A 25,868-nucleotide genomic window follows, 5' to 3' on the forward strand; every position below is an offset into this window, starting at 1 on the left:
CACACCGCCTCCATACCCGCCGCCATTCCCCCGCCGCACCACCTCCGTACCGCCGCCGTACCGGCCCCGAGCAGGCCTCACTCGCCCCGCTTGTCCGTTGGACAACAGATCCGCATTGTTCAGTGGCCAAGAGAGAGGAGTCGGTCGCGTTCCTGGATGCCGAGTTTCCTCCCGTGTACGAGTCGCTGCCCGAGAACAACGTGTTCGCCGATGTGCAGGGAACCCGCATCGCGCTCAGCGCGGCCAGCGGCGACGCCAAGTCCGACGACGAGGGGAACGTCGAGGACCGCGCGAGCCCGGTGGACGGGCACACGCTGAGCCTGCGGCTCTACACACCCGCGAACAGGAGCACCGCTCCCCTGCCGGTGGCGGTCTGGATCCACGGGGGCGGGTTCGTGATCGGCGGGCCCAACGCCGAGGACGCCACGTGCCGACGGCTGGCCGCGGAGTTGGGTATCGCCCTTGTCGCCCCCGACTACCGGCTCGCCCCGGAGAATCCGTACCCCGCCGCGTTCGACGACTGCTACGCCGCGCTGCGCTGGGTGGCCGACGAGGCGGAGGCCCTGGGTTTCGACGTCTCACGCGTGGCACTGGGCGGACACTCCACCGGAGCCGCTCTCTCGGCGGCCGTGGTGCTCGCCGCACGCGACCGCAAGGGGCCGCACATCAGGTACCTCTACCTGGGATACCCGGTCCTCGACGACCGCCTGGAGACCGAGTCGGCCCGCTCCATCACTGACCCCAAGCTCTTCAACCGGCAGGGAGCGGCGGCCGGTTGGGAGCTCTACCTCCAGGAGAACGATCCGGAAGCCGGCTATGCCGTACCGGCCCGCGCGAAGGATCTGGGGAACCTGCCGCCGACGTACATCATGGTCACGGCCATCGATCCGGCACGGGACGAAGCGCTGGAGTTCGCCTCCCGGCTCAGCGCGGCCGGCACCTCCGTCGAGCTCCATCTCGTGCCCGGACTGCCGCACATGTTCGACGTCCTGGCCCCCACGGCGCGGGCGAGCCGCCGAGCCGTGGAGGCCTGGACAACGGCCTTCGCCCACGGCATCGGAGCCTCGGAGCGCCAGGGATAGCTGAGGAGATCAGGGCGCTCTCCGCCCGCCGTCAGCGATCGGCGAGCGCCCTGATCTCCGCCGCGATCAGCTTCGGGTCCTCCTCCGCCATGAAGTGCCCGCAGGAGACGGTGCGGTGGTGCAGGTCCGGTGCCCAGGCCCGCCACAGTCCCGCCGCGTCGTAGCCCAGGGCGGCGCCCCAGTCCTGCTGAAGGACGGTGACGGGCATGGTGAGTTGGTTGCCCGCCGCGCGATCGGCGGTGTCGTGGTCCACGTCGACGCCCGCGGAGGCTCGGTAGTCGGCGACGATCGACGGTACGGCCGCGGCGCAGGCGTCGAGGTAGTGGCGACGGACGTCGGCGGGCACGGCGGCCGGGTCGCTCACCCAGGCGTCCAGGAAGTGCCCGAAGAAGGCGTCGGCGGAGGCCTCGATCATCTGCTCGGGCAGGCCGGGGGCCTGGGCCATCAGGTAGAGGTGGAAGCCGACGGCCGCGGAGGCGCCGTGCAGGGCGTCCCACATGTCCAGCGTCGGCAGGACGTCCAGGAAGATCGCGCGGGACACGGTGCGCGGGTGGTCCAGCGCGGCCCGGAAGGCGACGAGGGCGCCGCGGTCGTGCCCCGCCAGGGCGAACCGGTCGTGCCCGAGCCGCGCCGCCAGCCGTACGACGTCCCGGGCCATCGTGCGCTTGGAGTAGACGTCGGGTCCGGTCTCGGCGGGCTTGTCGCTGGCACCGTATCCGCGCAGGTCAGGGCAGATGACCGTGTGGTCGGCCGCCAGGTCGGCGGCGACGTGCCGCCACATGAGGTGAGTCTGCGGGAAGCCGTGCAGCAGCACGACCGGACTGCCGGTGCCGCCGACGGCGGCGTTCAGGGTGACGCCGTCGTCGACCGGGACGCGGTGGACGTCGAAACCGGGGATGCTCAGGGGTGTCACAGCAGCTCCAAGCGCTCGTGGCAGGGTGGTCGTGACGGGCCGGGTGGTCCGGCACGACCGGGGACGCGGTCCAGAGTGCGGGCCCCGGATCAGCGATCGATGAGTGGACGAGCGGCACGCCGGGACGGCGGGGCCCGCAGGAGGGCCGTGCGGTGGATGGTGTTCGGTTCGGACTGCTGGGGCCGGTGGCCGCCTGGGACGCGGACGGCGATCCGGTCGCGCTCGGCGCGCCACGGCACCGGGAGGTCCTGGGCCGCCTGCTGATCGCGCGCAACCGTGTCGTGCCGGTCGGCCGACTGGTGGCCGACCTGTGGGAAGACGCGGACGCGGATGTGGATGGGGGCGGACACAGGGGCAGGGACGGGGACGCTCCGGTCGGTGGCGTCGGCGCGGTGCGCACCTTTGTTGCCGCACTCCGCCGCGCCCTGGAGCCGGAACGCGCCCCGAGGCAGGCGTCCAGGCTGCTGGTGACCCAGGGTCCCGGCTATGTGCTGCACGCCGGCCGGGACGTGGTGGACGCCTGGCGGTTCGAGGACACGGTGGCCCGGGCCGACTCAGCGGCGCCGCATGCGGCGGTCGCGCTGTGGGACCAGGCACTCGGGCTGTGGCGGGGCCCGGTGCTGGCCGACTTCCCCGGTGTCCGGTGGGCCGCCGCCGAGCAGGCCCGGCTGGAGGCGCTGCGGCTGCACGCGGTCGAGCGGCGCGCGGATGCCCTGCTGGCGACCGGTGGCGCCCGCGAGGCGGCCGTGGACCTGGAGGCCCATGTCGTCGCGCACCCCTGGCGGGAGGACGGCTGGGTACTGCTGGCCACCGCTCTGGAGCGCTCCGGGCGGCGCGGCGACGCGTTGGAAGCGCTGCGTCGGGCCCGGCACACCCTCGCCGAAAGCTTCGGCATCGAACCCGGCCCCGCACTGGCTCGGGCCGAGGCGCAGCTCCTCAAGGGGAGCCCGGCGTCGGCGGAGGCCTCCGGCGCCGTCGACGGGGTCTGGGGACGGGCGGCGGCCGCGTGGGAACGAGCGGTGCCGACCCGGTCGCGGGCGCGGTTGCACGCCACGGCCGCGCTGCTGCGCGACCTCGCGGTGACCGGCGCCGACGGACTGGAAGAGGCGCGCGAGCACCGGCGGGACGTGGTCGCGGCGGCCGAGGCGACCGGCGACGCCGAGCTGGCGGCCCGGATCATCGGCTCCTACGACGTGCCCGCCGTGTGGACGCGCGCCGACGATCCCGACGCTGCGGGCGAACTGTCCCGGGCCGCCGCCCGCGCCGCCGCCGCGCTCGTTCCCGGCGATTCACCGGCGCTGCGAGCCCGGCTGTTGTCGGTCGTCGCGGTCGAGTCGCGGGGGGACGCCGCGGCCGACGGACCGATCCCGCGGGCGATCGGACCTGTCGGTGGCGGACCTGCCTGGGGAACACCTGCCGGTGGCGCACCCGCCCGGGTCACTGTCGAGTCGCGCGGGGGCGCCACAGCAGAAGGACTGATCCCACAGGCGATCGAACCTGCCAGTGGCCGACCTGCCCGGGGAGAACCTGACGGAGGCGGACCTGCCCAGGGAAGACCTGCCGACGGCGGACCCGCCCGGGCCACTGTCGAGTCGCGCCGGGACGCCGCAGCCGACGGACCGATCCCGCCCTCGATCGAACCCGCCGATCGCCGACCTGCCCGAGGAAGACCAGCCGAAGACGAGCCCGCCCGGATCACTGTCGAGTCGCGCCGGGACGCCACAGCCGACAGACCGATCCCGCCCTCGATCGAACCTGCCGGCGCCGGGCCCGCCCCGGTCGGACCTGCCGGAGTCACGGCTGCCGGAGCCGGTCCTACCAGGGCCGAGCTCCCCGCGGCCGAGCCGTGGCGGCTCCGGGCCGAGCGCGCCGCCGAGGAAGCCGTCCGCCTGGCTCGTCGCCTCGGCGATCCCGCACTGCTCGCGTTCGCTCTCAACGGCGCCTTCATGCAGTCCTTCGGTCACTGCGGCGGAGCCGCCGGCCGCGAGGCGCTCGGCCGTGAACTGACCGACCTGGCCGTCGGCCACGGCCTGCCCGGTCACGAGGTCCTCGGGCGTCTAGTACACCTCCAGGCGCTCACCGCACTCGGCGAACTCAACGCGGCGGACGCGGAAGCCGAGGAGATCGACAGACTGGCCCACCGTCATGAACGGCCGCTGGCAAGAGTCTTCACGTCCTGGTTCCGCGCCCTGCGCACCTGCGAGACCGAGGGTTGGTCGGCGGCCCGTCCCCTGTACACGCGGGTTCTGGCCGCGACCGCGGACAGCGGTATGCCCGGTCTCGCCCAGGGGGCCCCGGCCCTGGTCGCCCTCGTCCCGTTCATGCGCGGGAACGGCCTGCCCGGCCCGACCGACTTCCCCGAACTCGACGCCGGTCCCTACCAACCGTGGCTGCGCCCCCTCCTGTTGGCCGGCGCCGGCGCCACCGAAGAGGCACGCCAGGCACTCGACGAGGCGCCCCGGCCACCGCACGACCTGCTCCAGGAGGCGATGTGGTGCCTCCTGGCCCGGGCGGCCAGTGCGGTCGGACACGAGCCCATCCTGCGCAGGGCACGGGACGAACTCACCCCGGCCGCCGCCGAGTTGGCCGGAGCCGGCAGCGGCCTCGTCTCCTTCGGCCCGGTCCAACACCACGTACACGCCATCGACTTGGCCCTCGACGAAGGACACCTGTTCTGATCGGAACGCGTAGTCGTCGCGACCGTTCGGAAGGCGTGGCCCCTCCCGCTGAGGTACGTCCGGCCGGTGCTCACCCAACCAGGGCCGAGGTTCACACCGCCTGGGCCAGCAGTTCCTCCGAAAGGGTCCACAGACGCCGCGCGTTGTCCGGGTCCACGGCGTAGCGGGCGACTCCGTGCAAGGTGCCGGAGCGGCGGTCGACGACCTCGGTCTCGTTACAGTCGGTGAAGTAGCGGCCACCGACACCGTCGAGCTGGGGCGAGGTGGCGAGGAGCACTGAGGTCGCCGCGCCCTGTTCGACGGTCTTGATCAGGTCTGCCGGGACCCTTCCACTGCCACGACCGCCGGTGTGGCGCTGGAGGTTGGTGTAAATGGCCCCGGGCATCAGGGCGTTGGCGGTGATGTTGTCCTCGGCCCAGCGACGGGTCGCCTCCACCGCGAAGAGGACGTTGGCCGTCTTGGACTGGCCGTAGGCGAGCCACGGGTCGTACGGCCGGAAGGCGAAGTTGACGTCGTCCCACACGACCGGCGACCGCTGGTGGCCGGTGGAACTGACCACGACGACGCGGGCGAAGCCGTCGGCGGCCAGTGCGCCGTGCAGGCCGGTGGCGAGCGCGAAGTGACCCAAGTGGTTGGTGGCGAACTGCAGTTCCCAGCCCTGTTCGGTGTACTGCTCGGGTGAGGCCATGACACCGGCGTTGTTCACCAGGACGTGCAGCGGGCCCTGCCAGGCGGCGGCAAAGGCGGCCACGGACGCCTGATCGGTCAGGTCCAGCGGCACGACACGCACCTCCTGGTTGCCGGTAGCGGCGGTGATGTCCTTGGCGACGCGCTCACCGGCCTCGACATCCCGTACGGCCAGGGTGACTTCCGCGCCGGTCGTGGCGAGGACGCGGGCGGTCTCCGCGCCGAGCCCTGACGAGGCACCGGTGACCACCGCACGGCGGCCGGTGAGGTCGACCCCCGCCGCGACCTCGGCGGCCGTGCTGGAGAAGCCGAAGGGGGTGCTGATGGCATTCATGGACGAACTCCTTGCTGTGTACTCAGTGCTGTGCCGTGTGCTGAGTGCCATGCGCCGAGGCAAACGGGGCCGAAGCGTGCGGGTACCGAAGCGTGCACGTGCCAGCCAGCCCTCGGCTCACGGCGTGAGCAGCCCGTCCTGCTCCGTCAGCGGCGCGCCGTCGTGCCACGGCAGTGCCCTGCCGAAGCGGACCAACTCGCCGTAGAGCGCGGGATCGACGCCGTCGGCGAAGACCAGGTCGAGTACGGCGCGGGCGGCATCGGCCGGGGACTGGGCGCCGCTGAAGTCGCTGAACCAGGGGCGCGAGGTGGCGGTGTCGATCATGCCGGGGCACACGGAGGCGATCAGGGTGCCGTTGGCGAGGTCGTGCTCGCGCCGTTCGGCGGCGACCGCGCGGACGGCGGCGACCTGGGCGACCTTGGAGGGCACGTTCAACCAGCGTGGCCAGCCCGCCTCTTCGGCCGTCTTGTGGTGGATGGCACCGCGCCACGACTCGACGGCGTACTCGACCTGTTCGAGGCTCGCACCGTCGAAGAGGTGGTGCAACCGCGGGTCGAGGTGGCCGAGGGTGCCCAGGCTGCTGGCGACCACGAGGAGGCGGCCGGCCGGGCGCAGGATCGGGCCGAAGGAACGCAGGATCGCGTGGGTCGCGGTGTTGGAGACGTTGATGAACTCGTCGGCCCGCGCGGACTGCGACTCCTCGGGCAGCAGCCGGGCGACGGCGTTGGAGATCACGATGTCGACCCCGCCGTACCGGGCCCGGAGGTCGTCGGCGAGTCCGGCGATGGCCTCCGTCTCGGTGACGTCGAGGATCCGGCCCTCGACACGGCTGCGGGTGTCGGGCAGTGCGGCCACCTCGCGGGCGGCAGCCGAGACGCGCTCCTGGCTGCGGCCCGTGAGCAGCACGAGGTCGTCCGGGCCCAGCCGGGCGGCCAGCCCTTCGACGAGAGCCCGGCCGAGTCCCTGGTTGGCGCCCGTGACGAGGGCGATGCGTGAAGTGGTCATACGTCCACGCTAGGAACCCCGCTGCCATGCGTCCAACGAAACTTACGCAAGGCTAGTATGCGTAATCATCATGGACTTCACGGATGTGTCACTGACCGCGCTGCGGGTCTTCCGCGCCGTCGCCGAGCAGGGAACCTTCACCGCGGCCGCCGTGTCGCTGGGCTACACGCAGTCGGCGGTGTCCCGGCAGATCGCCTCGATCGAACGGGCGGCGGGAGCCGAGCTGCTGGAACGGCGCCGGGACGGGGTACGGCTGACCGCGGCCGGTCGCGTGGTCATGCGCCGCGCGACGGTCGTGCTCGACGAGATCGACGCGACGGCGCGTGAACTGTCGGGTCTGCCCGGTCAGGCCGGGACGGTCCGGCTGGGCTGGTTCCCCAGCGCCGGTGCAGTCTTGCTGCCGACCGCGCTGGCCGCCCTGCGCCGCACGGATCCCGGTCTGCACGTCGTCAGCCGGGAGGGCAGTACTCCGGCACTGGTACGCGCCCTGCGCGCCGGCAGCCTCGACCTGGCCCTGCTGGGATCGGCCCCGCCCTTCCGCCCGCCGGACACCGAGTCGCCCCCGCTCGTGCTCCGGACCCTCACCGAGCGCGCCCTGCGGCTCGCGGTCCCGGCCACCCACCCGCTCGCCCGCGGCGACTTCGTCGACGTGGCCGACCTGCGCGGGCAGCGCTGGATCACCAGCACCTCCTCCGGCGAGGACCGCCTGATGGGCGTCTGGCCCGGCCTGGACGAGCGCCCCGAGATCGCCCACACCGCCCGCGACTGGCTCGCCAAACTGCACCTCGTCGCCGCCGGCTGCGGTCTGACCACGATCCCCGCCGTCCTCGCCGCCGCCGCACCACCGGGCGTCCGCGTCCTCCCCGTCCACGGCGGCCCCCAGGAACAGCGCCGCCTCCTCCTGGCCCGCCTCCCCGCCCCGCCGTCCGAGCAGATCGTCCGCGTGGCGGCCGCCCTCCGCGCGGCGGCTCTGGCCATCGACACGCCCGCCCCGTCCTCACCTCCCACGTGATCGCACGTGATCCCAGGTGACGCGCCTTTGTCAGGAATTCTTCATCACGGGCACAGCGTCCTCGTAGGTACGGACCACAGGATCCTCGTGTCGCCCCACGCGAGGAGTTCAACGATGAACGACTACGACCCGACAGACGCGCCAACCATTGAGTCGGTGCCACCGCGAAACCGCCGGGCGCACGCCCAGCAGTTCCTGTCGAGGAAGAAGGGCGTGCCGCTCGCCGCCGCGGTCGCATTGGTACTTACCGGGGTCGCCCTGGCGGTGACCGGATTCGCCGGTACGTCCGCCGCATCGACCGCCGCCGTCCCGGCCGCGGACGCGCCGAGCGCGACGCCCACCGGTGGACCCGCGGCAGGGCCGGCCGCCGGTGGTGCGACCGGCATCGTCACGTCCACGTCCACGTCGGGCTTCACGCTGACGACCGCGACCGGTGTGAAGGTGACCGTCGCCGAGACGTCCACGACCAAGTACGAGAAGGGCACCAAACCCGCCACCGAGAAGGTGGTGAAGGTGGACGAGAGCGTCCTCGTGCTGGGCACGGTCGACAGCGCGACCATCGAGGCCACACAGGTCACCGTCCAGCCGCACGGCGACGGCGGAGCCGCGGCCGCCGAAGCCGCCGGGGTGATCCCCTTCCAGCAGGGCACCCCGTCGCCCGACAAGTCGGTGGGCAGGATCCCGGACTACACCGAGGGCGAGGGGACGATCATCAGCGGAACGGCGGCCGACAAGGCGGTGAAGGCCGCGCAGGCCGTCGTGCCCGGTGGCGTCAACGACCGTGTGGTGCAGCTGAGCGACGGTGAGTACGAGGTCCACAACATCAGCGTCAACTGGCCGCACCATGTCTTCGTGAACAAGGACTTCAAGGTCGTCGGCTGGAACTGATCGTCGTACGCGCCTCTTCTGCGTCACCGGCCTCGACGCGACCGGCCCCGCACCGTCGGCTTCGGTGCGGGGCCGGTGTCGACTCTCAGGTCGGGTGGCGCGTCACTGGCCGGCCAGGGTCCGGTCGGCCACCACGGGTGTCCAGCGGATCTGCGTGCTGCACAGGGCCACCACCACGGCGGCGGCCGCGACGACCGCCAAGCCCCCCACGAGACTGCTGGCGTTCGCCACGAAGCCGATGAACGGCGGCCCGGCGAGCAGGCCCGTCGTGCCCATGGCGGCGACCAGGGCCAGGGCCTCCGAGCCCTGTTTCGCCGCGGCCACGTAGATGCACGGGGTCACGGCCGCGACGCCCAGGCCGACGCAGGCGAAGCCGATGAGGGCGGGTGCCACTCCCCCGGCCACCAGGGCGAAGGCCAGGCCCGCGGCGGCCAGCGCGCTGCCGGACAGGACGATCCGGCCGTCCCCCCAGCGGCTGCGCCAGCCGTCCGCGAAGAGGCGGGCGAGCACCATCATGCCGGAGACCACGGCGATGCCCAGGGGCGCCAACTCCGCGGACGCCTTGGCCACTTCCTTCAGGTAGAGGGCGGACCAGTCGTTCATGGCGCCCTCGGTGACGGTGCCGAACGCCATGGCGACGCACATCCACAGGACCATCCGGGACGGCAGGGTCCACTTGCTGCGGCCCTTCTTCTCCTTCTCCTCGGCGGCCGGCGCGTCGTCGGTGAGCAGACCGGGGCGAGCGGCGACCCCGAGCAGGACGAGGAGCACGGCCGCGACACCGAAGTGCAGCCCGACCGACGAGGTGACGGCGGTCATGACGGAGGCGAGCAGCGCCGCCAGCAAGGAGCCGCCGCTGAACGTCGCGTGCAGTCGGGCCATGGTGTTGCGTTCGTGCCGTGCCTCCAGGGCGGCGCCCTGCGCGTTCATGGCGACGTTCAGGCATCCCACGAAGACGCCGTCCACACCCATGACCAGCAGGGCGACCGGGTAGTTGGGCGCCGCCGCCAGGCCCAGGAGTACGACGGTCAGGCACACGGTGGACAGCAGCGCCAACTGCGCCGAACCCAGGCGCTTCATGAGCACCGGGACCAGCGGGAAGGACGCCACCGCGCCGACTCCGGCCGCCATCAGCAGGACGCCCACCTCGGCCGGGGTCAGCCCGAGGTCCGCCTTGATGGCGGGGATCCGCGAGGCCCAGGTGGCGTACTGGAAGCCGAGGGCGCAGAACAGTGCGGCGATGGCCAACTGGCTGCGTACGAAGGGGTCATGGACACGGAACACGCGCATCAGCTCGCTTCGTCGGGGCGAACGGACCGCGCGGCGGGACGTCGGCCGGCTCGGGCGTTGCGGCACTGTCGGCCGGCACCGCCTTGGACATGTAGACGGCGCCTGTGCCGTAGCCGCTGGGCCGGACCCGGGGGTGTGCGGTGAATCCGCGCGCCGACCAGAAGGTCCGGCTGCGGCCGACGGCGACCAGTGAGATCCGCTCGTAGCCGCGCGAGCGGACCGTCGAGGCGAGGTGGTGCAGTAGGCGCTGGGCCAGGCCTCTGCCCCGGAGGCCCTCGGTGATAACGATGTCGTGGAGGTGGACGTTGTCGGGCGACGAGCCCGCCGCATCCGTCGCCTGCTGGGTGTGTTCCAGGTCGGGATAGTGGAAGGCCGGGTAAGGCAGCGCCAGCAGATAGCCGGCCGGGCGGGCGCCGACATCCAGCACGAAGCACAGGTCGGGCGAGGCGCCGGCCCGGGAGCGCAGCACCTCGCGCCCTTCCGTCAGGCCGAGTCGGTCGTAGGCGCGGGCCTCCATCTCCACGATGGCGTCCCAGTCGGTCTCGGCGATGGGGCGGATGTCCACGAGGTCGCTCATGGGCGCCTCTCGTTCGTCACGGTGTACGGCAGCGGGTCGAACCCGTTGAAGCCCTGGGTCATGTAACTCATCGCGTAGGCACCGCTGGACAGCACCCAGACCGGATCCCCCGAGGCCAGGTCCTTGGGTACGCGGACGAGTCCCTGGTCGCTCGGGTAGGCGTCGTCGCTGTCACAGGTGGGGCCTGCGACGACGGCGGGCACGTACTCGGGGTCGGGGTGGGTGGGGAAGTGCAGCCGGTACTGCACGGCGTCCATCTCGTACAGGCCGTTGAACTTCCCGCAGCTGAGGTAGAGCCAGTACTGGGGTTCGCCGTCGGGTCCGCGCCGCTCGGCCAGCCGGGTCACCCGGGCCCGGATGGCTCCGTGGTCGGCGACGAGATGGCGTCCCGGTTCCATGACGAACCGGAGGTGCTCGCCGTGGACCTCCCTGAGGTGGCGCATGCCCTCACGGATGACGGCGAAGATCTTGTCGATCGGCGGGTCTAGCGGAGTGCCGTACCGGTCTTGGTAGCCGAGCGCCGGGAGGCCGCCGCCGAGGTTGACGTGGTCCAGGGTGATCCCGCGTCGGCCCAGGACGTCGAGGACGTCGGCCAGGTCTTCGAGGGCGGTGTGCCAGGCGTCCGCCGTCATCTGCTGGGAGCCCACGTGGACGGACAGGCCCGCCGGTGTGAGGCCCGACGCGCGTGCCGTCTCCAGCACGCGCACCGCGTCGGCGGGCGAGCAGCCGAACTTGCCGGTCAGGCCCCACAGGGCGCCTTCCCCGGTGGTCGCCAGACGGCAGAACACCCGTGCTCCGGGGGCGTGTTGGGCGATCGCCGCCACGTCCTCGACGCTGTCGGTCGCGAAGGTGTCGACGCCGAGGCGGTGGGCTTCGGCGATGTCCTGGTCGGACTTGACGGTGTTGCCGTAGTGCACGCGGTCGACCGGCATGCCCGCCCGCAGTGCCTGTTCCAGTTCGCGTGGGCTGGCCCCGTCGGCTCCGGCGCCCAGCTGTGCCAGGCACGCGATCACCTCGTCGACCGGACAGGCCTTGAGGGCGAACCGGACGAGCACGTCGGGCAGTTCACGGCGGAGCGTCTCGTAGCGTTCCGCGATTCCGCCGAGGTCGAAGACGATCCGGTCCTCGGTGGCCGCCACGAGCGCGGCACGGAGGGCGGCGGACTCCTGGGCCGCGCTCACGCCGGCCTCACCGTCGGCGTCTGCACCGGGGTGTGCCGGGCGGCCTCCACGAGCGCTTCCCAGGACTCGGCCAGGAGAGCGAAGTCCTCGATGTCGCCGCGCGCCTCGTCGAGGAGGCGTTCGCGACGCGCCGCCAGGAGGTCGGCGAACTCGGCGTACCTGCCGCCGAGTTGGCGGTAGGCGATGTCGAGGGCGTCCAGCCGCTGGACGTTCTCGGCGCGGTCGAGCAGGGCGCTCTCCCTGGCCAGTCGGGCGACCGGGGCCGCGCGTACCTGCCCCCGCTCATCGACCAACTCCGGTCCCGCCTGGGCCATCCGGTCGTAGATGACGTTGAAGTAGAGCATCGACAGCAGGAACTTCACGAAGCGCATCTGGTACACGGTGAAGCCGGCGTCGGTCCGGCGTTCGCCCGTGTAGTAGTTGACGATGTGCCGGTTGTGCAGCACGCCGGGCAGGGCCGCGTCGTGGACCAGGTGGATGAGGAAGTAGTCGCTGCCGATGGTGTCGGTCGCCGGTGGCAGCGGCACGCGTTCGTGCACCCCGTGGAAGCTGATGTTGCACATGTCGACGCGCATCGGGTCGACCAGGGCCAGTGTCGAGTGGTCCTGGACGAACGGGTCGGTGCCGGCGCCCCGGAAGGACTCCTCGACCAGCTGCTTCTTCTGGTCGTCGGACCACTCCATGGGCGCCCAGAGGCTGACCATGTCGTGGTAGACACCGGGGTCGATGTCGAGGATCTCGCCGATGTCGACGGAGAGTTCACCGACGAAGGACGCGGCCACCATCGAGACCGTCTTGTCGGCGTGCCGCTCGGCCAGCATGTTCTCGGTGACGTCGGACGCCGTGTCGGCCGCACGTCGGCCGAGCGAGGTGAGTTCGTGGTGGACGGGGAAGAGGGTCTCGCCGTCGAGGGTCTGGTAGCGGCTGTCGGAGTCCCTGCGGTGCACGGACTCGCAGCCGAGAGCGGCGGCGATGAGGAACGCCCGGTTGGTGCAGGCCCCGTAGGACAGCTTCGCGGGGAGCATCAACTCCAGCAGGAGGTCGGGCTTGGTGGCCGCGGCCCGGCCGATCGTCCGCTGGAGGAAGGCGCGTTGACCCTCCTCGTCGAGGTGGTGGACGACGATCCGCGGGTCCTGCGGGAGACCGCGCACCGTCTCGGCGTGCTCCGCGAGGGCGGCCGCGTCGCAGGAGTCGAGGATCAGCAGGTGCACCTCGGTGTCGAAGTGCTCGACGGCGTAGGCCGCTTCATCGGCGATGGCCTCGATCGTCGCCGAGCAGGGCCGGTTGGTGGGCAGGGTCAGACATATTCGGCGCATGCGGCTTCTCCGACCGGGTCGTCCAGCTCCACGCCACTCCAGGACTTGAGGCCCAGCAACTTGGCACCCAGTTCGTCGAGGGTGGCCCTGCCGTAGCGCAGCGACTCGTGCTTGTGGGCGTCGCCCAGCAGCGTCGCGTTCCACTCGGGGGTGCTGAGGGTGCGCCAGGAGTCGACCCGGGAGCGCCGCAGGGTCTGGTGGGTCTCCAGCGCCGGCATCATCGACAGGTACTGGGCCGCCCGCACGCCGTTCTTCGAGGTGTTGGGGGCCACTCCGTGGGCCAGCATGCCGTTGAAGATGAGCAGGTCGCCGGCCTCCAACTCGGGCCGCACCACCGGGTATTCGGCGCGGTCGATCCGCGGGCGGATCGGGTCGCGGCCGTCGGGCTGGAGCGCCTTCCAGCGGTCGAAGCGGTGGAACAGCTCGGGACAGCACTGGAAGCCGCCGAGTTCCGCGGTGGTGTCGTTGAGGGCGATGATCCCCTGCACCCGCTGCGGCGGTACACCGAGCGTGGTGTCGACGTCCCAGTGGAGCTCGATGTCGAAGCCCTCTTCGGTGCTCGGGATCAGGGCCCGGGAGCGGTTCTTGACGTTGGGCGGGTTCAGGTTGAGCCGGTCCAGGGTGACCCAGAGCTCCTCGCAGTCCCACACGTCCACGAACGCGTCGTAGACCCGCTGGGTCATGCGGCTGTCCCAGATGAGCTGGTGGTGGTACGCCTCGACGAAACCGTAGATGTGCAGGTCGCGGTCGAGGTCCGAGCGGTACTCCCGCTCCTCGTACCAGGTGTCCGGGCGTTCGGGGTCGAGCCCCTGGAAGTCCCAGGCGAAGTCGACGAGTTGGCGGGCGGCGGACGCGGGTATCGCCTGCTTCACGACGACGTAGCCGTAGTTCTGCCAGGAGGCGAAGTCCGCCTCGGACAGCACGCGCAGGGGAACGGTCTTCTTCAGGTCGCGCAAGGCGGTCTGCGCGAGGTAGATCTCGCCGTCCGGGCTGAAGTAGGGGACGGGCGAAGCGGCACGGTGGAGATAACGGTCAGGCGTGGGCATGCAGTGTTCCAGACCTCGATCTCTTACCGGTGGCCACCGGCCGGAGGCCACCGCTTGTGCGAGGTGTCCGCCGCGGCACAGGAATGCGGGCGTGTGGCGGTCTGCACACCTGACACCCGCATCCGGACGCGCACCGGTGCCGTGCGACGGCGCCTGGCGAACAGCGCGCTGCCGCACGGCCCGAAGGAGGGCGGGCGGCCTACAGGGTTGCTGCACCACGCGCCGCACCAGCCACACTTCGAACTCGCGTGCCACCAATTTGGACTAGACCATCTCGCCGTGTCAAACATGCCCGTTGATCGCGTGTCGGCACCAAATCGGCGATATCCACGGGGATTTGAAGGGGCCACGACAGACCGAGGGCGGACGCACGACAGGGTGCGGGCGGACAGTCGACGGCAGGGCGAACCCCTGTCGGGCGCGACGCCCGGGGCGCACCACGGCCCCCTCTTGACATGAGCGGCTAGCCTGGGCGGAGATTGGTCTGTACCAAGTCGGTCACCTGGAAGGCGAACACACTCGATGGTCTCCAGCAAGCACAGTACGGAGTTGCGACGGCTGGCGCTGTCCGTTCTGCAACCGGGATTCGTGGGCACCGAAGCCCCGGACTGGGTACTGCGCGAGATCAGGGACGGGCTGGCGTCCGTCGTCCTCTTCTCCCGCAACATCGTCTCGCTGGAACAGGTCGCCCTGCTCACCGGGCAACTACGCGCGGAGAACCCCGAGTTGATCATCGCGATCGACGAGGAGGCCGGTGACGTCACCCGGATCGAGTCCGCCACCGGATCCACCCGGCCGGGCAACCTCGCGCTGGGCACCGTCGACGACACCGAACTGACCGAGTCGGTCGCCGCCGACCTGGGCCGCCAACTGCGCGCCGTCGGCGTGAGTCTGGACTACGCGCCCAGCGCGGACGTCAACTCCAACCCGGACAACCCGATCATCGGGGTCAGGTCCTTCGGGGCGGATCCCAAGGTCGTCTCCCGGCACACCGCCGCCTGGATCCGGGGCCTTCAGTCGGGCGGAGTCGCCGCCTGCGCCAAGCACTTCCCGGGCCATGGTGACGTGGCCGTCGACTCCCACCACGGCCTGCCCGTCTACGGCGCCGACCGGGACGAGATCGTCACCCAGGCCCTGCCGCCGTTCCGGGCCGCCCTGGACGCGGGCGTGCGCGCGGTGATGAGCGGCCATCTCCTCGTGCCCGCGTACGATCCCGACCTGCCCGCCACGCTCAGTCCGCGCATCCTGGGCGACCTGCTCCGCGACGAGCTCGGTTTCGACGGGCTGATCGTCACGGACGCCATCGAAATGGGCGCCGTCGCCGACCAGTTCGGCATCGAGGGCGCGACCGTACGAGCCGTCGCCGCCGGTGCCGACGCGGTCTGCGTCGGCGGTGAGAACGCCGAGGAGTCGATGGTCGGCCGGCTCGCCGGCGCCCTGGTCGACGCCGTGGCCGACGGGAGCCTCACCCGGGAGCGACTGGAGCAAGCCGTGGCGCGCGTACGGGAGTTCGCCACCTGGTCGGCCGGACTGGCGCACGCCGACGACGGCAGCACGGCCGGCGGGGACATCGGCTTCGCGGCCGCCCGCCGTGCCATCCGGCTGACCGGGGCCGTCAACGCAACACTGCCGCTCTCCGCCGCCCCGCACGTCGTGGAACTCGCCCCCACCACCAACCTGGCCATCGGCAAGGAGACCCCCTGGGGCGTGGCGGCTCCCCTGAGCGAGCGCCTGCCGGGCACGACCGCCGTACGCGTGCAGCGCCAGGAACTCCAGCCGGCGACCCTGCGGGCGTGCGCGCTGGAGCCCGCCGCGGGCCGCCCCCTCGTCGTCGTGGTGCGGGACGTCTCTCGGCACGCCTGGATGGCCGACGCCCTCGCCGACCTCATCGCGGCGCGCCCCGACGCGATCGTGGTGGAGATGGGCCTGCCGGGCACCGGCCTCAGCGGAGCGGTGCAGATCTTCACCCACGGGGCCACGGCGGCCTCCGGGGTGGCGGCGGCGGAGGTGCTGACGGGGGCGCGGTAGACGGCGGGACGGGCATGCGCGGCACGGCCATCAGGCGGGACGGGCATCAGGCCGGGCGAGCATCAGGCCGGGCGAGCATCAGGCCGGGCGAGCATCAGGTGCTATAACTGAACCTGAATTCACATTTGCTGCCGTTCTCCACAGTGCCCGTCTTCCAGCATGCCCGTTCGCCAGAATTCCGGAGGGCCGATGCCCACACCCGTGACGTCCAAGGGCGAGCGCTCGGCCGCCGAGCTCAAGGCCGCCGCCCTGCGGGTGATCGCGCGCCAGGGATACCTGTCGACGAAGATCGCCGACATCACGGCGGAGGCGGGCAAGTCGGCCGGGGTCTTCTACCGGTACTTCACCGACAAGGACGACCTGCTGCGCTCGGTCGTCGACGACTTCGCCGCGGCCCTGCGCGAGCGCGTGACCGAGCAGGCCGGCGGACCGCACGCACTGGACGAGGTCGAGGACATCCGCGGACACGTGCGCGCCTACTGGGACACCTACCGCGCCCACCGCGCCGATATGACGGCCGTCTACGAGGCATCGCTGGTCAGCGCGGAGTTCGCCGCCCACTGGGAGGACATGCGGGCGCGGCACGTCGACATCTGGACCGCGCATGTGACCGAGGCGCGCGATCTCGCCGCCCCGGACCGGGACACACGGCTGACGGCGCTCGCGGTCGTGGCGATGATCGAGCGCTTCTGCCAGCTCGCGGCACCCGCCGAGAGCGAGGAGGAGGGCGACGCGGCGGTCGAGGCCCTGACCCGTCTCCTGGCACACGGTCTGCTCCAGCAGGAACGGTCCGTCTGACTCCGGACGGCAATCGCACTCCTGACGGCAACTCGACCTTGTGGTGCGGAAGTTGTCGCCACGAACACCGCGAACTGATCGACAACCTTCGGCATGCGGCGATAACCTGACTCCCGTGGTCCAAGCGGACGGGCAGCCGAGTGTTCAAGGGGCTCCCGAGCCCACGCCGCTGTGGCGGAACCGGGATTACAACCTCTGGTGGATCGGCACCGCGTTGTCCGGGCTGGGGACCAGTGTCTCCACGCTGGCGTTCCCCCTGCTGATCCTGGCCTCCGCCGGTTCGGCCGCCGCTGCCGGGGCCGTCGGCGCGTGTGCGAGCGTCGGTCTGCTGGCGGGTCTGCTGCCCGCCGGGGTGGCCGCCGACCGCTATTCGCGGCGGGCTCTGCTGGTCGGCTCCGCGAGCGTCCAACTGGTCACCATGAGCGCGGTCTTCTGGATGGTGGCCGCAACACACGTATGGCTGCCGCTGATCGCGGCCATGGCCCTGTTACAGGGCCTGGCATCGGCGGTGTTCAGAGGAGCCGCGGCGCCGCTGGTGAAGCGGATCGTGCCCCCGTCGCAGCTCAAGGCCGCGTTCGCCAGGGCCGAAGCCCGGGACTTCGGCGCCCAGTTGGGCGGGGCGCCGCTCGGCGGACTGCTGTTCTCACTGGCCCGGTGGGCGCCCTTCCTCGCGGACGCCGTGTCCTTCGCGGCGGTCGCCCTCGTCTCCGCGCTGCTGCGCACTCCGCTGGGGCCCGACGTCAGCCGCGAACCCGAACCCGAGGCCGAGGCGGCTGCCTCGGACGACGGGCCCGGCTCCCGTCCCAAGCTGCTTCAAGACCTGGGCGCCGGCCTGGCGTTCATCCGCGGCAACACGTTCCTGCGGTACGCGCTGGTGTGGTCGGCGCTCACGAATCTCATGTTCGCGGGTATCGGCTTCATGTTCATCGTGACGCTGCGGGACCACGGCGCATCGCCCTCGACGATCGGCACGGCCGAGGCGATCGCCACCGCGTGTGCCCTCTGCGGCGCACTCGCCGCCGGACGGATCGTCCAACGGGTCTCGGGCTACCGGATCGTGCTGTTCGTCTCGTGGATGGTCCCGTGCGGTGTCGCGGGGCTGGTCTTCCTCGCCGACAGGCCGTGGCTGGCCGCGCTGTCCCTGGGCGCGAGCACCGTGTTCGTCACGCCTTTGAACGTGGTGTTCGCCAGCCGTGCGATCGCAGTCGTCCCGGACGAACTGACCGCGCGCGTCATCACGTCGATGAACCTGGCCGCGATGTGCTGCGGCTGGCCGGCACCGCTGGTGTGCGGAGCGCTCGCCGACGGGTTCGGGGTGGACGTGCCCCTGATCGTCATCACGGCCGGTCTGGTTCTGATGGCGGTCGCCAACCATGTGGTGCCGGCCGTCCGTCTCCTGCACACGGCTCCTGGCGAGGCCGAGGAGGCCCTGCCCGACGCCGACCCGGACGACCGGATCACCTCATGACGGAGGCTTGCGAAAGGCGGCGGTCAGCCCGCCGTGGTCGCCGTCACGACGACACACCGGTAGTCGAGGCTGACCTCGCCGCCGTGTTCGGCGTCGAGGTAGCGGGCCACCTTGTGCAGGAGCGTTCGTCGGACCGCCTTGGGCAGGGCCAGGTGGCGGCTGTCGGTGCCCAGCAGTTCGCACCACTCCTGCGAGGTGAGGCAACTCCGCCACGGGAAAGCGGACTTGGTGACGGAGGACAAGCCGTGGGCGCGTAGTTCCGCCGCGTACTCGTCGATGTCCGCCTCCGTCAGGTTCGCCCTGCCGCCGTCGCCTGTGGGCAGCCCGTCCGGCAGGACGGATGCGTAGACGCGGTTCAGGCCGAAGCCGACGAGCGGTGGGTGGGAGCCGAGGTTCCAGGCGAGCAGGATCTGCCCGCCGGGGCGCAGACAGCGCACCGCTTTGTCCGTCCGCTCTCCCGGGCGCAGCCAGTGCCATGCCTGGCCGCACGCGACCGTGCCGAACCGTCGCTCGCCGGGATCCCACGCCTCGAACGAGCCGACCTCGACCGCCAGTCCCTTGGCCGAGGCGACGGCCGCCATCCGCGGGTCCGGCTCCAGGCCCATGACCCGGTGGCCCAGTGAGGTCAGCGCGGTGGCGAGTTTGCCGGTTCCACAGCCGATGTCGAGGGCGCTGCCGGGCGTGGCACCGGCCTGCGTGGCGAGGGCTTCGCTCAGGGCGGCAGGGGGATAGTCGGGGCGCAGTCGGTCGTAGGACCGCGCGCGTTCCCCGAAGACGACGGGAGCACGCACCGTGTCGCCTGTCATGTCAGTCCCCCGATCAGGGTCACGAAGGTGTGCTGAGGCAGGAAGAGCAGATAGGTCCCCACCGAGGCCACGCCGAAGGGGACCAGCCGCTTGGGCAGGATCGAGGTGAACGCGATGTGCGTGAGCAGGCCCAGGACCGCGCCCACCGCCCAGGTGGCGGGAAAGATCAGCAGCAGGGGCAGGGCCGCCTCGACGCCGATCGTCGCCAGTGAGGGCGCGCGCAACCGGCGTGCGGCCAGGGCCGGTTCGGCGGTGGCGAAGCGCTCCGTGAACCAGGCCGGGAAGTAGTAGTCGCGCGGGACGTCCGGCGACTCGGCGTGCACGGTGGCCAGTTGCTCGAAGGTCTTCTGAAGGGTGTCCCCGCGGGTGAACTGGCGGGAGGCGGCCTTGAACCAGGTGCTGCTCCAGTACACCTGGAACATCAGCACGACCACGGCCACCTGCGGCCAGGAGGGCTTGAGGCCGTGCGGGATCCGGGGCGGTTCGAGGAACGCGGACAGGGACGGGGCGTCCAGCAGCGACTGGAGGCTCAGATAGGCGTCGGCCTGCCGGGCGAAGACGAACGGGAGGCACATCATGCCCAGGAACAGGGTGTTGAACTTGCGGTCGAAGGTGAACTCGAACATGCACCAGGCGGCCACGACCGCCGCAGCCAGCGGGGTGAGCACACCGGCGAACAGACACACGGCCGCGACCGCCCGGGCCGCGTAGAAGACCTTGAAGGCGGTCGGGCTGAGCAGCAGCTTCACGGCCATCTCGTCCTGCTCGTACCGCCAGCGCAGCAGGGACTTGGGGTTGAGGTCGAAGTACCGTGCCATGCCGAAGAGATGGTCCGCGGTGATCTTCCACAGCAGGGCCGCGCCGAGGATCAGGCGATAGCAGCACAGCGACGGGCCCGCCACCGTTCCGTCGACGGGCGCCGCGATCGACAGCACGTCATGCACGGACCACCTCGCCGTGCCTGATCGCGATCCTGACATAGCCGAACGGCACCAGGGCCACGCCGTCACCCACCACGCGCCGGCCGTGCTCCTCTTCGAGGTAGCGCACCAACTGACCCAGTGTGTCTGCGGTGTTGAAGTAGTCGTGGCGCAGCTCGTACGTCCATGGACTGACCGGCCGGTCGTCGTCGATGTCCCGCAGCCGGGCCCGGTAGGCGCCCAGGTGGGAGAACATGGCCCAGGAACCGAACGAGCCCGGAGCGGTGAAGAATCCGCGCCACACCAGCCAGCACAGCACACCGCAGCCCAGTACCGCGGCGGCGATCTCGTCGACCACACGGCCTCCTTCAGAACGTCGGAACAGCGAGTGCCTCGGACACGGAGGTCACAGGAGCATGGACGGGACGGGCCAGCGGTCGATCAGGCACGGCGCCCACCAGTCGAGGTCGCCGAGCCGGAGGACGAGGTTCTCGTCCCGCAGCGCGGTGAGCACGTCCGGATCGACCTCGGCCGTCCGCTGCTCCTCCAGCAGCCCCACCGCCCGTATGTACGCGGGCTCGTCGAGGTCGAAGAGCTGGAGCACGCCCTCCCGGCGGTCGCGGATCTGGACGAACCCGGGGCCCCGGCGCCACACACAGCGTCCGACGTAGAAGCGCACCTTCCACAGGTCCAGGCGCTCGGGGGAACGGTTGCCCTCAAGGGTGACGGGCGGTTGGAGGTGGGTCAGGTGCTGGGTCAGCAGGGCCGGGTCGGCGCGGCGGCCCACCCGCAGATGCCAACGCACCAGCATGCCGCGGGCGGTGGCCACCCGTACGAAGTCCAGCGCGCGCAGGTCGCGGGCCGTGGGCGACTTCAGCGAGACCGGCTCCTCGATGGCCGTGTACCGGACGCCCTGCCGGTACAGGTCACGCACCTGCTCGCCGGTGGACCCGGTTGCCGGATCCGTCGGTGCGGTGGGTGCCGACGCGGTCAGGAGATCGTTACGCATGTGGGCTCCTCGGCCTGTTCGAGGGCGAGTTCGGACCCGCCGACCCGCTCCGACTCGCGCCGGATGCGGCACATCAACTGGTTCTCGTCCTCGGTGGCGAGCTGGACCGCGCGGTCGGCGTCCACGAAGATCAGGCCGTGGCTGCGCCAGTCGGCGAGCAGCTGCTCGACCCGGTTGTCGTCCCACGTGTCCGCGCCGTCGCCGCGGCTCGCGAGTCCGGTCAGATGGCGGACGGACCTCGGGTCGTGCAGGGCGCGGAAGAGTTCGACCTCGACCGGGTCCGTCAGGGTCATCGTCTGCCAGGCGTAGCCCGGCCTGGAGTTGGTCAACTTGATCCGGTCGCCCGCGTCGGTATAGGTCAGCCGGCTGCGGATGTAGTTGTCGCCCCATTCGTCGAGGGCCGTCTTGAGCCGGTCGGCGAGCTTGTCGTCGATACCTTGCGGCGGTGCCTCGAACAGATAGGCCAGATCGGCCAGTTCGGATTCCGGCAGATCGTAGGTGAGCGCGTACTGCCAGTGCGGGTGATGGTCGGAGAAGCCGAGTTCGGGGCGGTCGAAGTTGGGGCTGAACCGCTCCAGCGCGATTCGGTTGATCCCGTTCGACGGGTGCAGGTGATGCAGGGCCGGAATCTGCTCGATGATCGGCAGATAGTCCTCGGGGGTCTCGCCCGGGAATCCGTACAGATAGTTCCACGCCACGGACATCCCGTTGGTCTCCGCGTCGCGCAGGAACCGGATGTTGTGCGTGCCGCTCACACCCTTGTCCATGAGTTTCAGCACGCGGGTGCTGAGGCTCTCGATTCCCGGCTGGACGCTGACCACGCCCGCCGCGCGCATCCGGGAGATCTGCGAGAGATTCATGTTGGACTTGACCTCGTACTGCATACGCAGGTCGAACGGCGCGTCGGCGAGCTTGGACAGCACGGATTCGATGAAGGACATCTCGAGGATGTTGTCCACCGCGTAGAAGTCCAGGACGTGATGGCGCTCGGCCAGCGTGAGAATCTCCTGCAGATAGGTCTGCGGGCTCTTGCTGCGGAAGGTCATGGCGGAGCCGTTGAGCCCGCAGAAGGTGCAGTGGTGCTTCTCGCCCCACCAGCAGCCGCGTGCGCCCTCCACGACGAGCACCGGCTCGTACCAGGACTGGACGCGCGAGGTGCGGATCCGCTCGAAGTACGGGTCGAAGTCGGGCATCGGGATCTCGGCCGGCGCGAGGAGCTGCTTGGCCTGCGGGTTGCTCACGCTCGCGCCGTCAACACGCCGGCACAGGCTGGGGATGCGGGCCAGGTCCTCCGTCCGGCCGTCGCGCAGGGCGGAGACGAGCTGGGGGAACGTCCGCTCCGCCTCGCCGCGCACGACGTAGTCGATCCACTCGAAGTTACGGTGCAGCGCCTCGCCCTGAGGGCCGTCGCAGTTGGCGCCGCCCATCACGGTGACCGTCTCGGGAGCCAGTTCCTTGATCCGGCGCAGCAGGGCGAGGGAGGCGACGTTCTGCTGGAAGGTCGAGGTCGCGCCGACGAGGTCGGGTCCGTCGGCGACGATCTGCCGCGCGAGCGTGTCGACGAACTCGGGAACCGTCCGGTGCAGCCGCAGGCACGACTCCTTCTGCCGGTCGCTGATCCTGTCCTCGAACGTGCTCGTGAACTCCTCGACCCGCCAGGACGGATCCCCGTAGAGGGCGGAGGAGAACACCCAGTCCCCGCATCCCATGAAATAGCTCTGCAAGGAGAAGAAGCTGAAGTCGGCGGCGCCGTATCCCCCTTGCCGCTCCATCCAGTCGGCGAACTCGATGTTCGCGTAGACCGTCTTCGTCTCCATATCCGGAAAGGAGTCCTTGATTCTTTGAGCGAGAATCCCCAGGGCGAGCGAAGGGGTGGCGATCGTCGCCCACGGCATGTTGACCAGTGTGATCTTCACGCGTCCTCCGAAGGCTTTCAGAACGAGACGACGAGCATGACGGAAATGTGGGTCGACTCGACGTCGTCCCGGTTGTCTGCCTGCGGATCGTTGACCACGACGACCTTTTTCATGATCCACCTCTCCTGGTTCACCACAGAGGCGCTTCCGGTGCGGCCGGAAGACTCCGGTCGCACCGGAAGCGCGACGCATCACCGGACATGCCGGCAGATGCGGGACGTGCGGGCGGTGGCGCTCAGAACTTGACGGTTACCCCGACCTCGACCTTGACCGACTCACGGTTGTCGCTCTGCGGGTCGTTGATGACAACGGTCTTCTGCATGGTGCCCTCCTCTCGGCTGCTCCGCGGACGCGGTGTGCGAACGAGGCATTGCCCAGCAGGTGGACGCGCGGCTGGAGCAGACGCGAAGATCACACATCCGCTGGCACGAGGCTCGCACAGCGAGTTGAGGCAAAAGCCTGTCGAAAGGTTGTCGGCCTTCAGCAGCGCACCTCTGGCCACACCGGCACCACGAAACACCGAGGAAACGGCACATTCCTACAATCCCGGATGTGCGCCTGAAAGTGCTTGACTCCCCCACCGAGTGGAGCCGGTTCGCCGAGGGGTCCATAGAGCGCCGCATGCTGCTCGCCCTCGGCGACGGGCTCGGTGTCGTGCTGCGCCCGAAACCGCTCATGCTGCCCGACGGCAGCCGCGTCGAGGTGGAGGGCATCGACGCCACAGGCCGCGTCCTCGTCCAACTGGTCTGCAACCAGGGCGCCTACAAACCCGCCTACCGCAACAAGGTGATGGCGGACATGTTCAAGCTGCTCTGGCTGCGGGACTCCGTGCCGACAGCCGAACGCACGGTGCTGCTGGTCACCGAGCTGATCGTGCAGGCGCTCGGCGGCTGGGTGGCGCGGGCCGCGGCGGACCTCGGGATCGAGATCTACGTGTACGACGGCAGCGCGATCGCCCCGCTTCGACCCCCGTCGCGGCCAGACGTAAAACGCGCGTAACAGACAACTGCGGTGTCCCGAAACACAATCTTCCTACGGTCGGGGGCACCTAAGCGGATTTCCGCGTGGCAGTCAGTCGCACTCGCTACGCACGCTCTCCGACTTCCAGGATCGGGCACTCGTGCCCGCGACATGGATGGGAGCGTGAAGGTGACTGGTACGCCAGCACTCGAACTGCGGTCGGTGCGACGGGTCTACGGGTTCGGGTCGGCCGCGACCACGGCCCTCGACGACGTCCACCTGACGGTGCCGTCGGGCCGTTTCGTCAGTCTCATCGGCCCCAGCGGCTGCGGCAAGTCGACGTTGCTGCGTCTCGTCGCGGGGCTCGAACAGCCGGACCGCGGCGAGGTGTCGGTGCACGGCGTGACTCCGGCGCAGGCGTGCGCGGCCAAGATGATCGGACTCGTGCCGCAGAGCCCCGCGTTGCTGCCGTGGCTGTCCGTCCTGCGGAACGTCACGCTGCCGCAGAAGATCAACCGGGGTGCGGGGAAGCGGCGTGAACGCATCGCCGACTTCGCCGAGCGGCAGACAGCGGCCGTCCCCGACATGACGGAACTCCTCGTCAAGGCCGGTCTCGGCGACGCCCTGCACAAGCTCCCGGCCCAGCTGTCCGGCGGCATGCGCCAACGCGCCGCGATCGTGCGGGCGTTCGGTCTGCAGCCCGACGTGCTCGTCATGGACGAACCGTTCTCGGCGCTCGACGAGTTCACCCGCGAGAGCCTCCAGGACCAACTCCTGGATCTGTGGGAGGAGTTGCGGACGACGGTCCTCTTCGTCACCCACTCCGTCTCCGAGGCCGTACGACTCTCCGACACCGTCGTCGTGATGGCGCCGAACCCCGGGCGCATCGTCGAGAGCATCGACGTCGACCTGCCCCGACCGCGCGGTGAACGGCTTTTCGGGGAACGGCGGTTCCACGAGTACGAGGACCTGGTGAGAGAGCGGCTGCGGCTCGCCTGGCACAGCGAAGCCGCGTGAGTGGGGGCGTGAGGGACATGACCGTAGCCGAAGAACGCGCTGCCGGTCCGGCGGTCGGGACCACGCGACCGCCCGCCGAACCGTCCCGCTTCAGCCTCAAGCACCCGAGATCCCGGATCGCCTGGATCCGGCCGGCCATGTGGCTGCCCCTCGTCGTGATGCTGGCGATCCTCGGCGGTCTCTGGCACTGGGGAGCCGAACAACTTCCCTATCTGCTACCGCCGTTGTCCGACGTCGGCAGTTCACTCTCCGGCAATTTCGGCTACTACGTCCACAACGCCCTCGTCACGCTCGGCGAGGCCACGGCCGGCCTGGGTATGGGCTTCGTCGCCGCATTCGTCCTCGCGGTGCTGACCAGTGAACTGCCGCTGGTGCGGCGGGCGGTGATGCCGATCGCGGTCGTCCTCAACGTCACCCCGCTGGTGGCGATCGCGCCCGCTCTGGTCGTGGCGTTCGGGTTCGGTCCCATGCCCAAGCTGATCATCACCGGGCTGATCTGTTTCTTTCCGATCCTCATCAACACGGCCACGGGGTTGCGGTCCGTTCCTCAGCAGGTGTTGCAGGTCTATCGGACGATGAATGCGAGTCGGGTCGAGCTGCTGTGGCATCTGCGTGTCCCCCACGCACTGCCGTATCTCTTCGCCGCGCTGCGGATCGTCTTTCCGCTGTCGATCATCGGGGCCGTGGTCGCGGAGATGTCCGCGTCCGGGTCCACCGGGGGTCTTGGCACCGCGATCAGTGTGGCGTCCTCCATGAATCAACTCCCCGTTGTCTACGCCTCGATTCTCGTCCTCGCGGTGATGGGTGTGCTGTTGCTGCTCGCGGTGACCGTCGTCGAGCGTCGCGTGCTGCATTGGCACGACAGCGCGAACTGAGCCTGACAGGGCGCTCCTCCGGACCTGTGTTCCTCACCTTTTCGGCGTCAAAGCCAGTTTGG

23 protein-coding genes are annotated in these 25,868 nt (G+C 70.5%); 10 read left to right on the forward strand and 13 right to left on the reverse strand.

Annotated elements, in window-relative coordinates:
- Nucleotides 1-122 precede the first annotated feature (122 nt).
- On the forward strand, nt 123-1,082 hold the full coding sequence (locus ACIP6U_RS11325) for an alpha/beta hydrolase (protein ID WP_401715129.1): 960 nt from the start codon (nt 123-125) through the stop codon (nt 1,080-1,082).
- A gap of 31 nt (nt 1,083-1,113) precedes the next feature.
- On the opposite strand, the gene ACIP6U_RS11330 is transcribed toward ACIP6U_RS11325, so the two are convergent.
- Nucleotides 1,114-1,995 carry an alpha/beta fold hydrolase gene (locus ACIP6U_RS11330; RefSeq protein WP_401715131.1) on the reverse strand — a complete coding sequence of 294 codons (882 nt, stop codon included), beginning with the start codon at nt 1,993-1,995 and terminating at the stop codon, nt 1,114-1,116.
- Between the two features lie 173 nt (nt 1,996-2,168).
- Here ACIP6U_RS11330 and ACIP6U_RS11335 point away from each other — a divergent pair, with 173 nt between their 5' ends.
- The gene (locus ACIP6U_RS11335) at nt 2,169-4,673 is read left to right on the forward strand and encodes a BTAD domain-containing putative transcriptional regulator (RefSeq protein WP_401715555.1); all 2,505 of its coding nucleotides are present in this window, start codon (nt 2,169-2,171) and stop codon (nt 4,671-4,673) included.
- A gap of 91 nt (nt 4,674-4,764) precedes the next feature.
- On the opposite strand, the gene ACIP6U_RS11340 is transcribed toward ACIP6U_RS11335, so the two are convergent.
- Together ACIP6U_RS11340 and ACIP6U_RS11345 are read right to left on the reverse strand one after the other, a co-directional pair.
- Nucleotides 4,765-5,694, reverse strand: coding sequence for an SDR family NAD(P)-dependent oxidoreductase (locus ACIP6U_RS11340; protein ID WP_401715133.1), 930 nt, complete (start codon nt 5,692-5,694; stop codon nt 4,765-4,767).
- A 117-nt stretch (nt 5,695-5,811) separates the two neighbouring features.
- The gene (locus ACIP6U_RS11345) at nt 5,812-6,699 is read right to left on the reverse strand and encodes an SDR family NAD(P)-dependent oxidoreductase (RefSeq protein WP_401715135.1); all 888 of its coding nucleotides are present in this window, start codon (nt 6,697-6,699) and stop codon (nt 5,812-5,814) included.
- A 70-nt stretch (nt 6,700-6,769) separates the two neighbouring features.
- Here ACIP6U_RS11345 and ACIP6U_RS11350 point away from each other — a divergent pair, with 70 nt between their 5' ends.
- Entirely contained in the window at nt 6,770-7,711 is a 942-nt protein-coding gene (locus ACIP6U_RS11350; RefSeq protein ID WP_401715137.1) for a LysR family transcriptional regulator, read from the forward strand.
- Nucleotides 7,712-7,867: 156 nt separating this feature from the next.
- Nucleotides 7,868-8,599: a hypothetical protein gene (locus tag ACIP6U_RS11355; RefSeq protein ID WP_401715139.1), complete on the forward strand. Its 732-nt coding sequence runs from the start codon at nt 7,868-7,870 to the stop codon at nt 8,597-8,599.
- A 102-nt stretch (nt 8,600-8,701) separates the two neighbouring features.
- On the opposite strand, the gene ACIP6U_RS11360 is transcribed toward ACIP6U_RS11355, so the two are convergent.
- The 5 genes from ACIP6U_RS11360 to ACIP6U_RS11380 are packed head-to-tail and all read right to left on the reverse strand — an operon-like array spanning nt 8,702 to nt 14,009.
- Nucleotides 8,702-9,889, reverse strand: a complete 1,188-nt coding sequence (locus ACIP6U_RS11360; RefSeq protein WP_401715141.1) for an MFS transporter — start codon at nt 9,887-9,889, stop codon at nt 8,702-8,704.
- Nucleotides 9,867-10,466: a GNAT family N-acetyltransferase gene (locus ACIP6U_RS11365; RefSeq protein WP_401715143.1), complete on the reverse strand. Its 600-nt coding sequence runs from the start codon at nt 10,464-10,466 to the stop codon at nt 9,867-9,869. The genes ACIP6U_RS11360 and ACIP6U_RS11365 overlap by 23 nt, the downstream gene beginning before the upstream one ends.
- A complete protein-coding gene (locus ACIP6U_RS11370; RefSeq protein WP_401715145.1) occupies nt 10,463-11,647 on the reverse strand; it encodes a type III PLP-dependent enzyme in 1,185 nt (394 codons plus the stop codon). Before ACIP6U_RS11370 ends, ACIP6U_RS11365 begins: the two co-directional genes overlap by 4 nt.
- Nucleotides 11,644-12,963, reverse strand: a complete 1,320-nt coding sequence (locus tag ACIP6U_RS11375; protein ID WP_401715147.1) for a DUF6271 family protein — start codon at nt 12,961-12,963, stop codon at nt 11,644-11,646. The genes ACIP6U_RS11370 and ACIP6U_RS11375 overlap by 4 nt, the downstream gene beginning before the upstream one ends.
- Entirely contained in the window at nt 12,945-14,009 is a 1,065-nt protein-coding gene (locus tag ACIP6U_RS11380; RefSeq protein ID WP_401715149.1) for a phytanoyl-CoA dioxygenase family protein, read from the reverse strand. The genes ACIP6U_RS11375 and ACIP6U_RS11380 overlap by 19 nt, the downstream gene beginning before the upstream one ends.
- 522 nt (nt 14,010-14,531) lie before the next feature.
- Between ACIP6U_RS11380 and ACIP6U_RS11385 the strand changes: the two genes are divergently transcribed.
- From ACIP6U_RS11385 to ACIP6U_RS11395, 3 genes are all read left to right on the forward strand, one after another.
- Entirely contained in the window at nt 14,532-16,037 is a 1,506-nt protein-coding gene (locus tag ACIP6U_RS11385; RefSeq protein WP_401715151.1) for a glycoside hydrolase family 3 protein, read from the forward strand.
- Nucleotides 16,038-16,226: 189 nt separating this feature from the next.
- A complete protein-coding gene (locus tag ACIP6U_RS11390; RefSeq protein ID WP_401715153.1) occupies nt 16,227-16,835 on the forward strand; it encodes a TetR/AcrR family transcriptional regulator in 609 nt (202 codons plus the stop codon).
- 115 nt (nt 16,836-16,950) lie between these two features.
- Nucleotides 16,951-18,303: an MFS transporter gene (locus ACIP6U_RS11395; RefSeq protein ID WP_401715155.1), complete on the forward strand. Its 1,353-nt coding sequence runs from the start codon at nt 16,951-16,953 to the stop codon at nt 18,301-18,303.
- 23 nt (nt 18,304-18,326) lie between these two features.
- Here ACIP6U_RS11395 and ACIP6U_RS11400 read toward each other — a convergent pair whose 3' ends face one another.
- From ACIP6U_RS11400 to ACIP6U_RS11420, 5 genes are read right to left on the reverse strand one after another with little or no spacing between them, the layout of a single operon-like run.
- On the reverse strand, nt 18,327-19,109 hold the full coding sequence (locus ACIP6U_RS11400) for a class I SAM-dependent methyltransferase (RefSeq protein WP_401715157.1): 783 nt from the start codon (nt 19,107-19,109) through the stop codon (nt 18,327-18,329).
- Nucleotides 19,106-20,053 (reverse strand): hypothetical protein, encoded by a 948-nt coding sequence (locus ACIP6U_RS11405; protein WP_401715159.1) that lies wholly within the window; start codon nt 20,051-20,053, stop codon nt 19,106-19,108. The genes ACIP6U_RS11400 and ACIP6U_RS11405 overlap by 4 nt, the downstream gene beginning before the upstream one ends.
- A complete protein-coding gene (locus ACIP6U_RS11410; protein ID WP_401715161.1) occupies nt 20,046-20,387 on the reverse strand; it encodes a hypothetical protein in 342 nt (113 codons plus the stop codon). Before ACIP6U_RS11410 ends, ACIP6U_RS11405 begins: the two co-directional genes overlap by 8 nt.
- A gap of 48 nt (nt 20,388-20,435) precedes the next feature.
- Nucleotides 20,436-21,038, reverse strand: coding sequence for a DUF5825 family protein (locus ACIP6U_RS11415; RefSeq protein WP_401715163.1), 603 nt, complete (start codon nt 21,036-21,038; stop codon nt 20,436-20,438).
- Nucleotides 21,020-22,954 (reverse strand): RiPP maturation radical SAM C-methyltransferase, encoded by a 1,935-nt coding sequence (locus tag ACIP6U_RS11420; RefSeq protein ID WP_401715165.1) that lies wholly within the window; start codon nt 22,952-22,954, stop codon nt 21,020-21,022. Before ACIP6U_RS11420 ends, ACIP6U_RS11415 begins: the two co-directional genes overlap by 19 nt.
- 552 nt (nt 22,955-23,506) lie before the next feature.
- Here ACIP6U_RS11420 and ACIP6U_RS11425 point away from each other — a divergent pair.
- The 3 genes from ACIP6U_RS11425 to ACIP6U_RS11435 all read left to right on the forward strand — a co-directional run bounded on the left by ACIP6U_RS11425 (nt 23,507) and on the right by ACIP6U_RS11435 (nt 25,806).
- Entirely contained in the window at nt 23,507-23,953 is a 447-nt protein-coding gene (locus ACIP6U_RS11425; protein ID WP_401715167.1) for a hypothetical protein, read from the forward strand.
- A 150-nt stretch (nt 23,954-24,103) separates the two neighbouring features.
- Complete coding sequence (locus ACIP6U_RS11430) at nt 24,104-24,931, forward strand: ABC transporter ATP-binding protein (RefSeq protein ID WP_401715169.1); 828 nt, start codon at nt 24,104-24,106, stop codon at nt 24,929-24,931.
- A 17-nt stretch (nt 24,932-24,948) separates the two neighbouring features.
- Nucleotides 24,949-25,806: an ABC transporter permease gene (locus ACIP6U_RS11435; protein ID WP_401715171.1), complete on the forward strand. Its 858-nt coding sequence runs from the start codon at nt 24,949-24,951 to the stop codon at nt 25,804-25,806.
- Nucleotides 25,807-25,868 lie beyond the last annotated feature (62 nt).

The organism is Streptomyces sp. NPDC088794, assembly GCF_044750545.1.
Classification (GTDB): Bacteria; Actinomycetota; Actinomycetes; order Streptomycetales; family Streptomycetaceae; genus Streptomyces.

Coding starts and splice junctions, on each gene's coding strand:
- ACIP6U_RS11360 (WP_401715141.1), bottom strand. CDS start 9,889: ATGCGCGTGTTCCGTGTCCATGACCCCTTCGTACGCAGCCAGTTGGCC.
- ACIP6U_RS11340 (WP_401715133.1), bottom strand. CDS start 5,694: ATGAATGCCATCAGCACCCCCTTCGGCTTCTCCAGCACGGCCGCCGAG.
- ACIP6U_RS11380 (WP_401715149.1), bottom strand. CDS start 14,009: ATGCCCACGCCTGACCGTTATCTCCACCGTGCCGCTTCGCCCGTCCCC.
- ACIP6U_RS11415 (WP_401715163.1), bottom strand. CDS start 21,038: ATGCGTAACGATCTCCTGACCGCGTCGGCACCCACCGCACCGACGGAT.
- ACIP6U_RS11400 (WP_401715157.1), bottom strand. CDS start 19,109: ATGACAGGCGACACGGTGCGTGCTCCCGTCGTCTTCGGGGAACGCGCG.
- ACIP6U_RS11345 (WP_401715135.1), bottom strand. CDS start 6,699: ATGACCACTTCACGCATCGCCCTCGTCACGGGCGCCAACCAGGGACTC.
- ACIP6U_RS11365 (WP_401715143.1), bottom strand. CDS start 10,466: ATGAGCGACCTCGTGGACATCCGCCCCATCGCCGAGACCGACTGGGAC.
- ACIP6U_RS11390 (WP_401715153.1), top strand. CDS start 16,227: ATGCCCACACCCGTGACGTCCAAGGGCGAGCGCTCGGCCGCCGAGCTC.
- ACIP6U_RS11435 (WP_401715171.1), top strand. CDS start 24,949: ATGACCGTAGCCGAAGAACGCGCTGCCGGTCCGGCGGTCGGGACCACG.
- ACIP6U_RS11350 (WP_401715137.1), top strand. CDS start 6,770: ATGGACTTCACGGATGTGTCACTGACCGCGCTGCGGGTCTTCCGCGCC.
- ACIP6U_RS11375 (WP_401715147.1), bottom strand. CDS start 12,963: ATGCGCCGAATATGTCTGACCCTGCCCACCAACCGGCCCTGCTCGGCG.
- ACIP6U_RS11385 (WP_401715151.1), top strand. CDS start 14,532: ATGGTCTCCAGCAAGCACAGTACGGAGTTGCGACGGCTGGCGCTGTCC.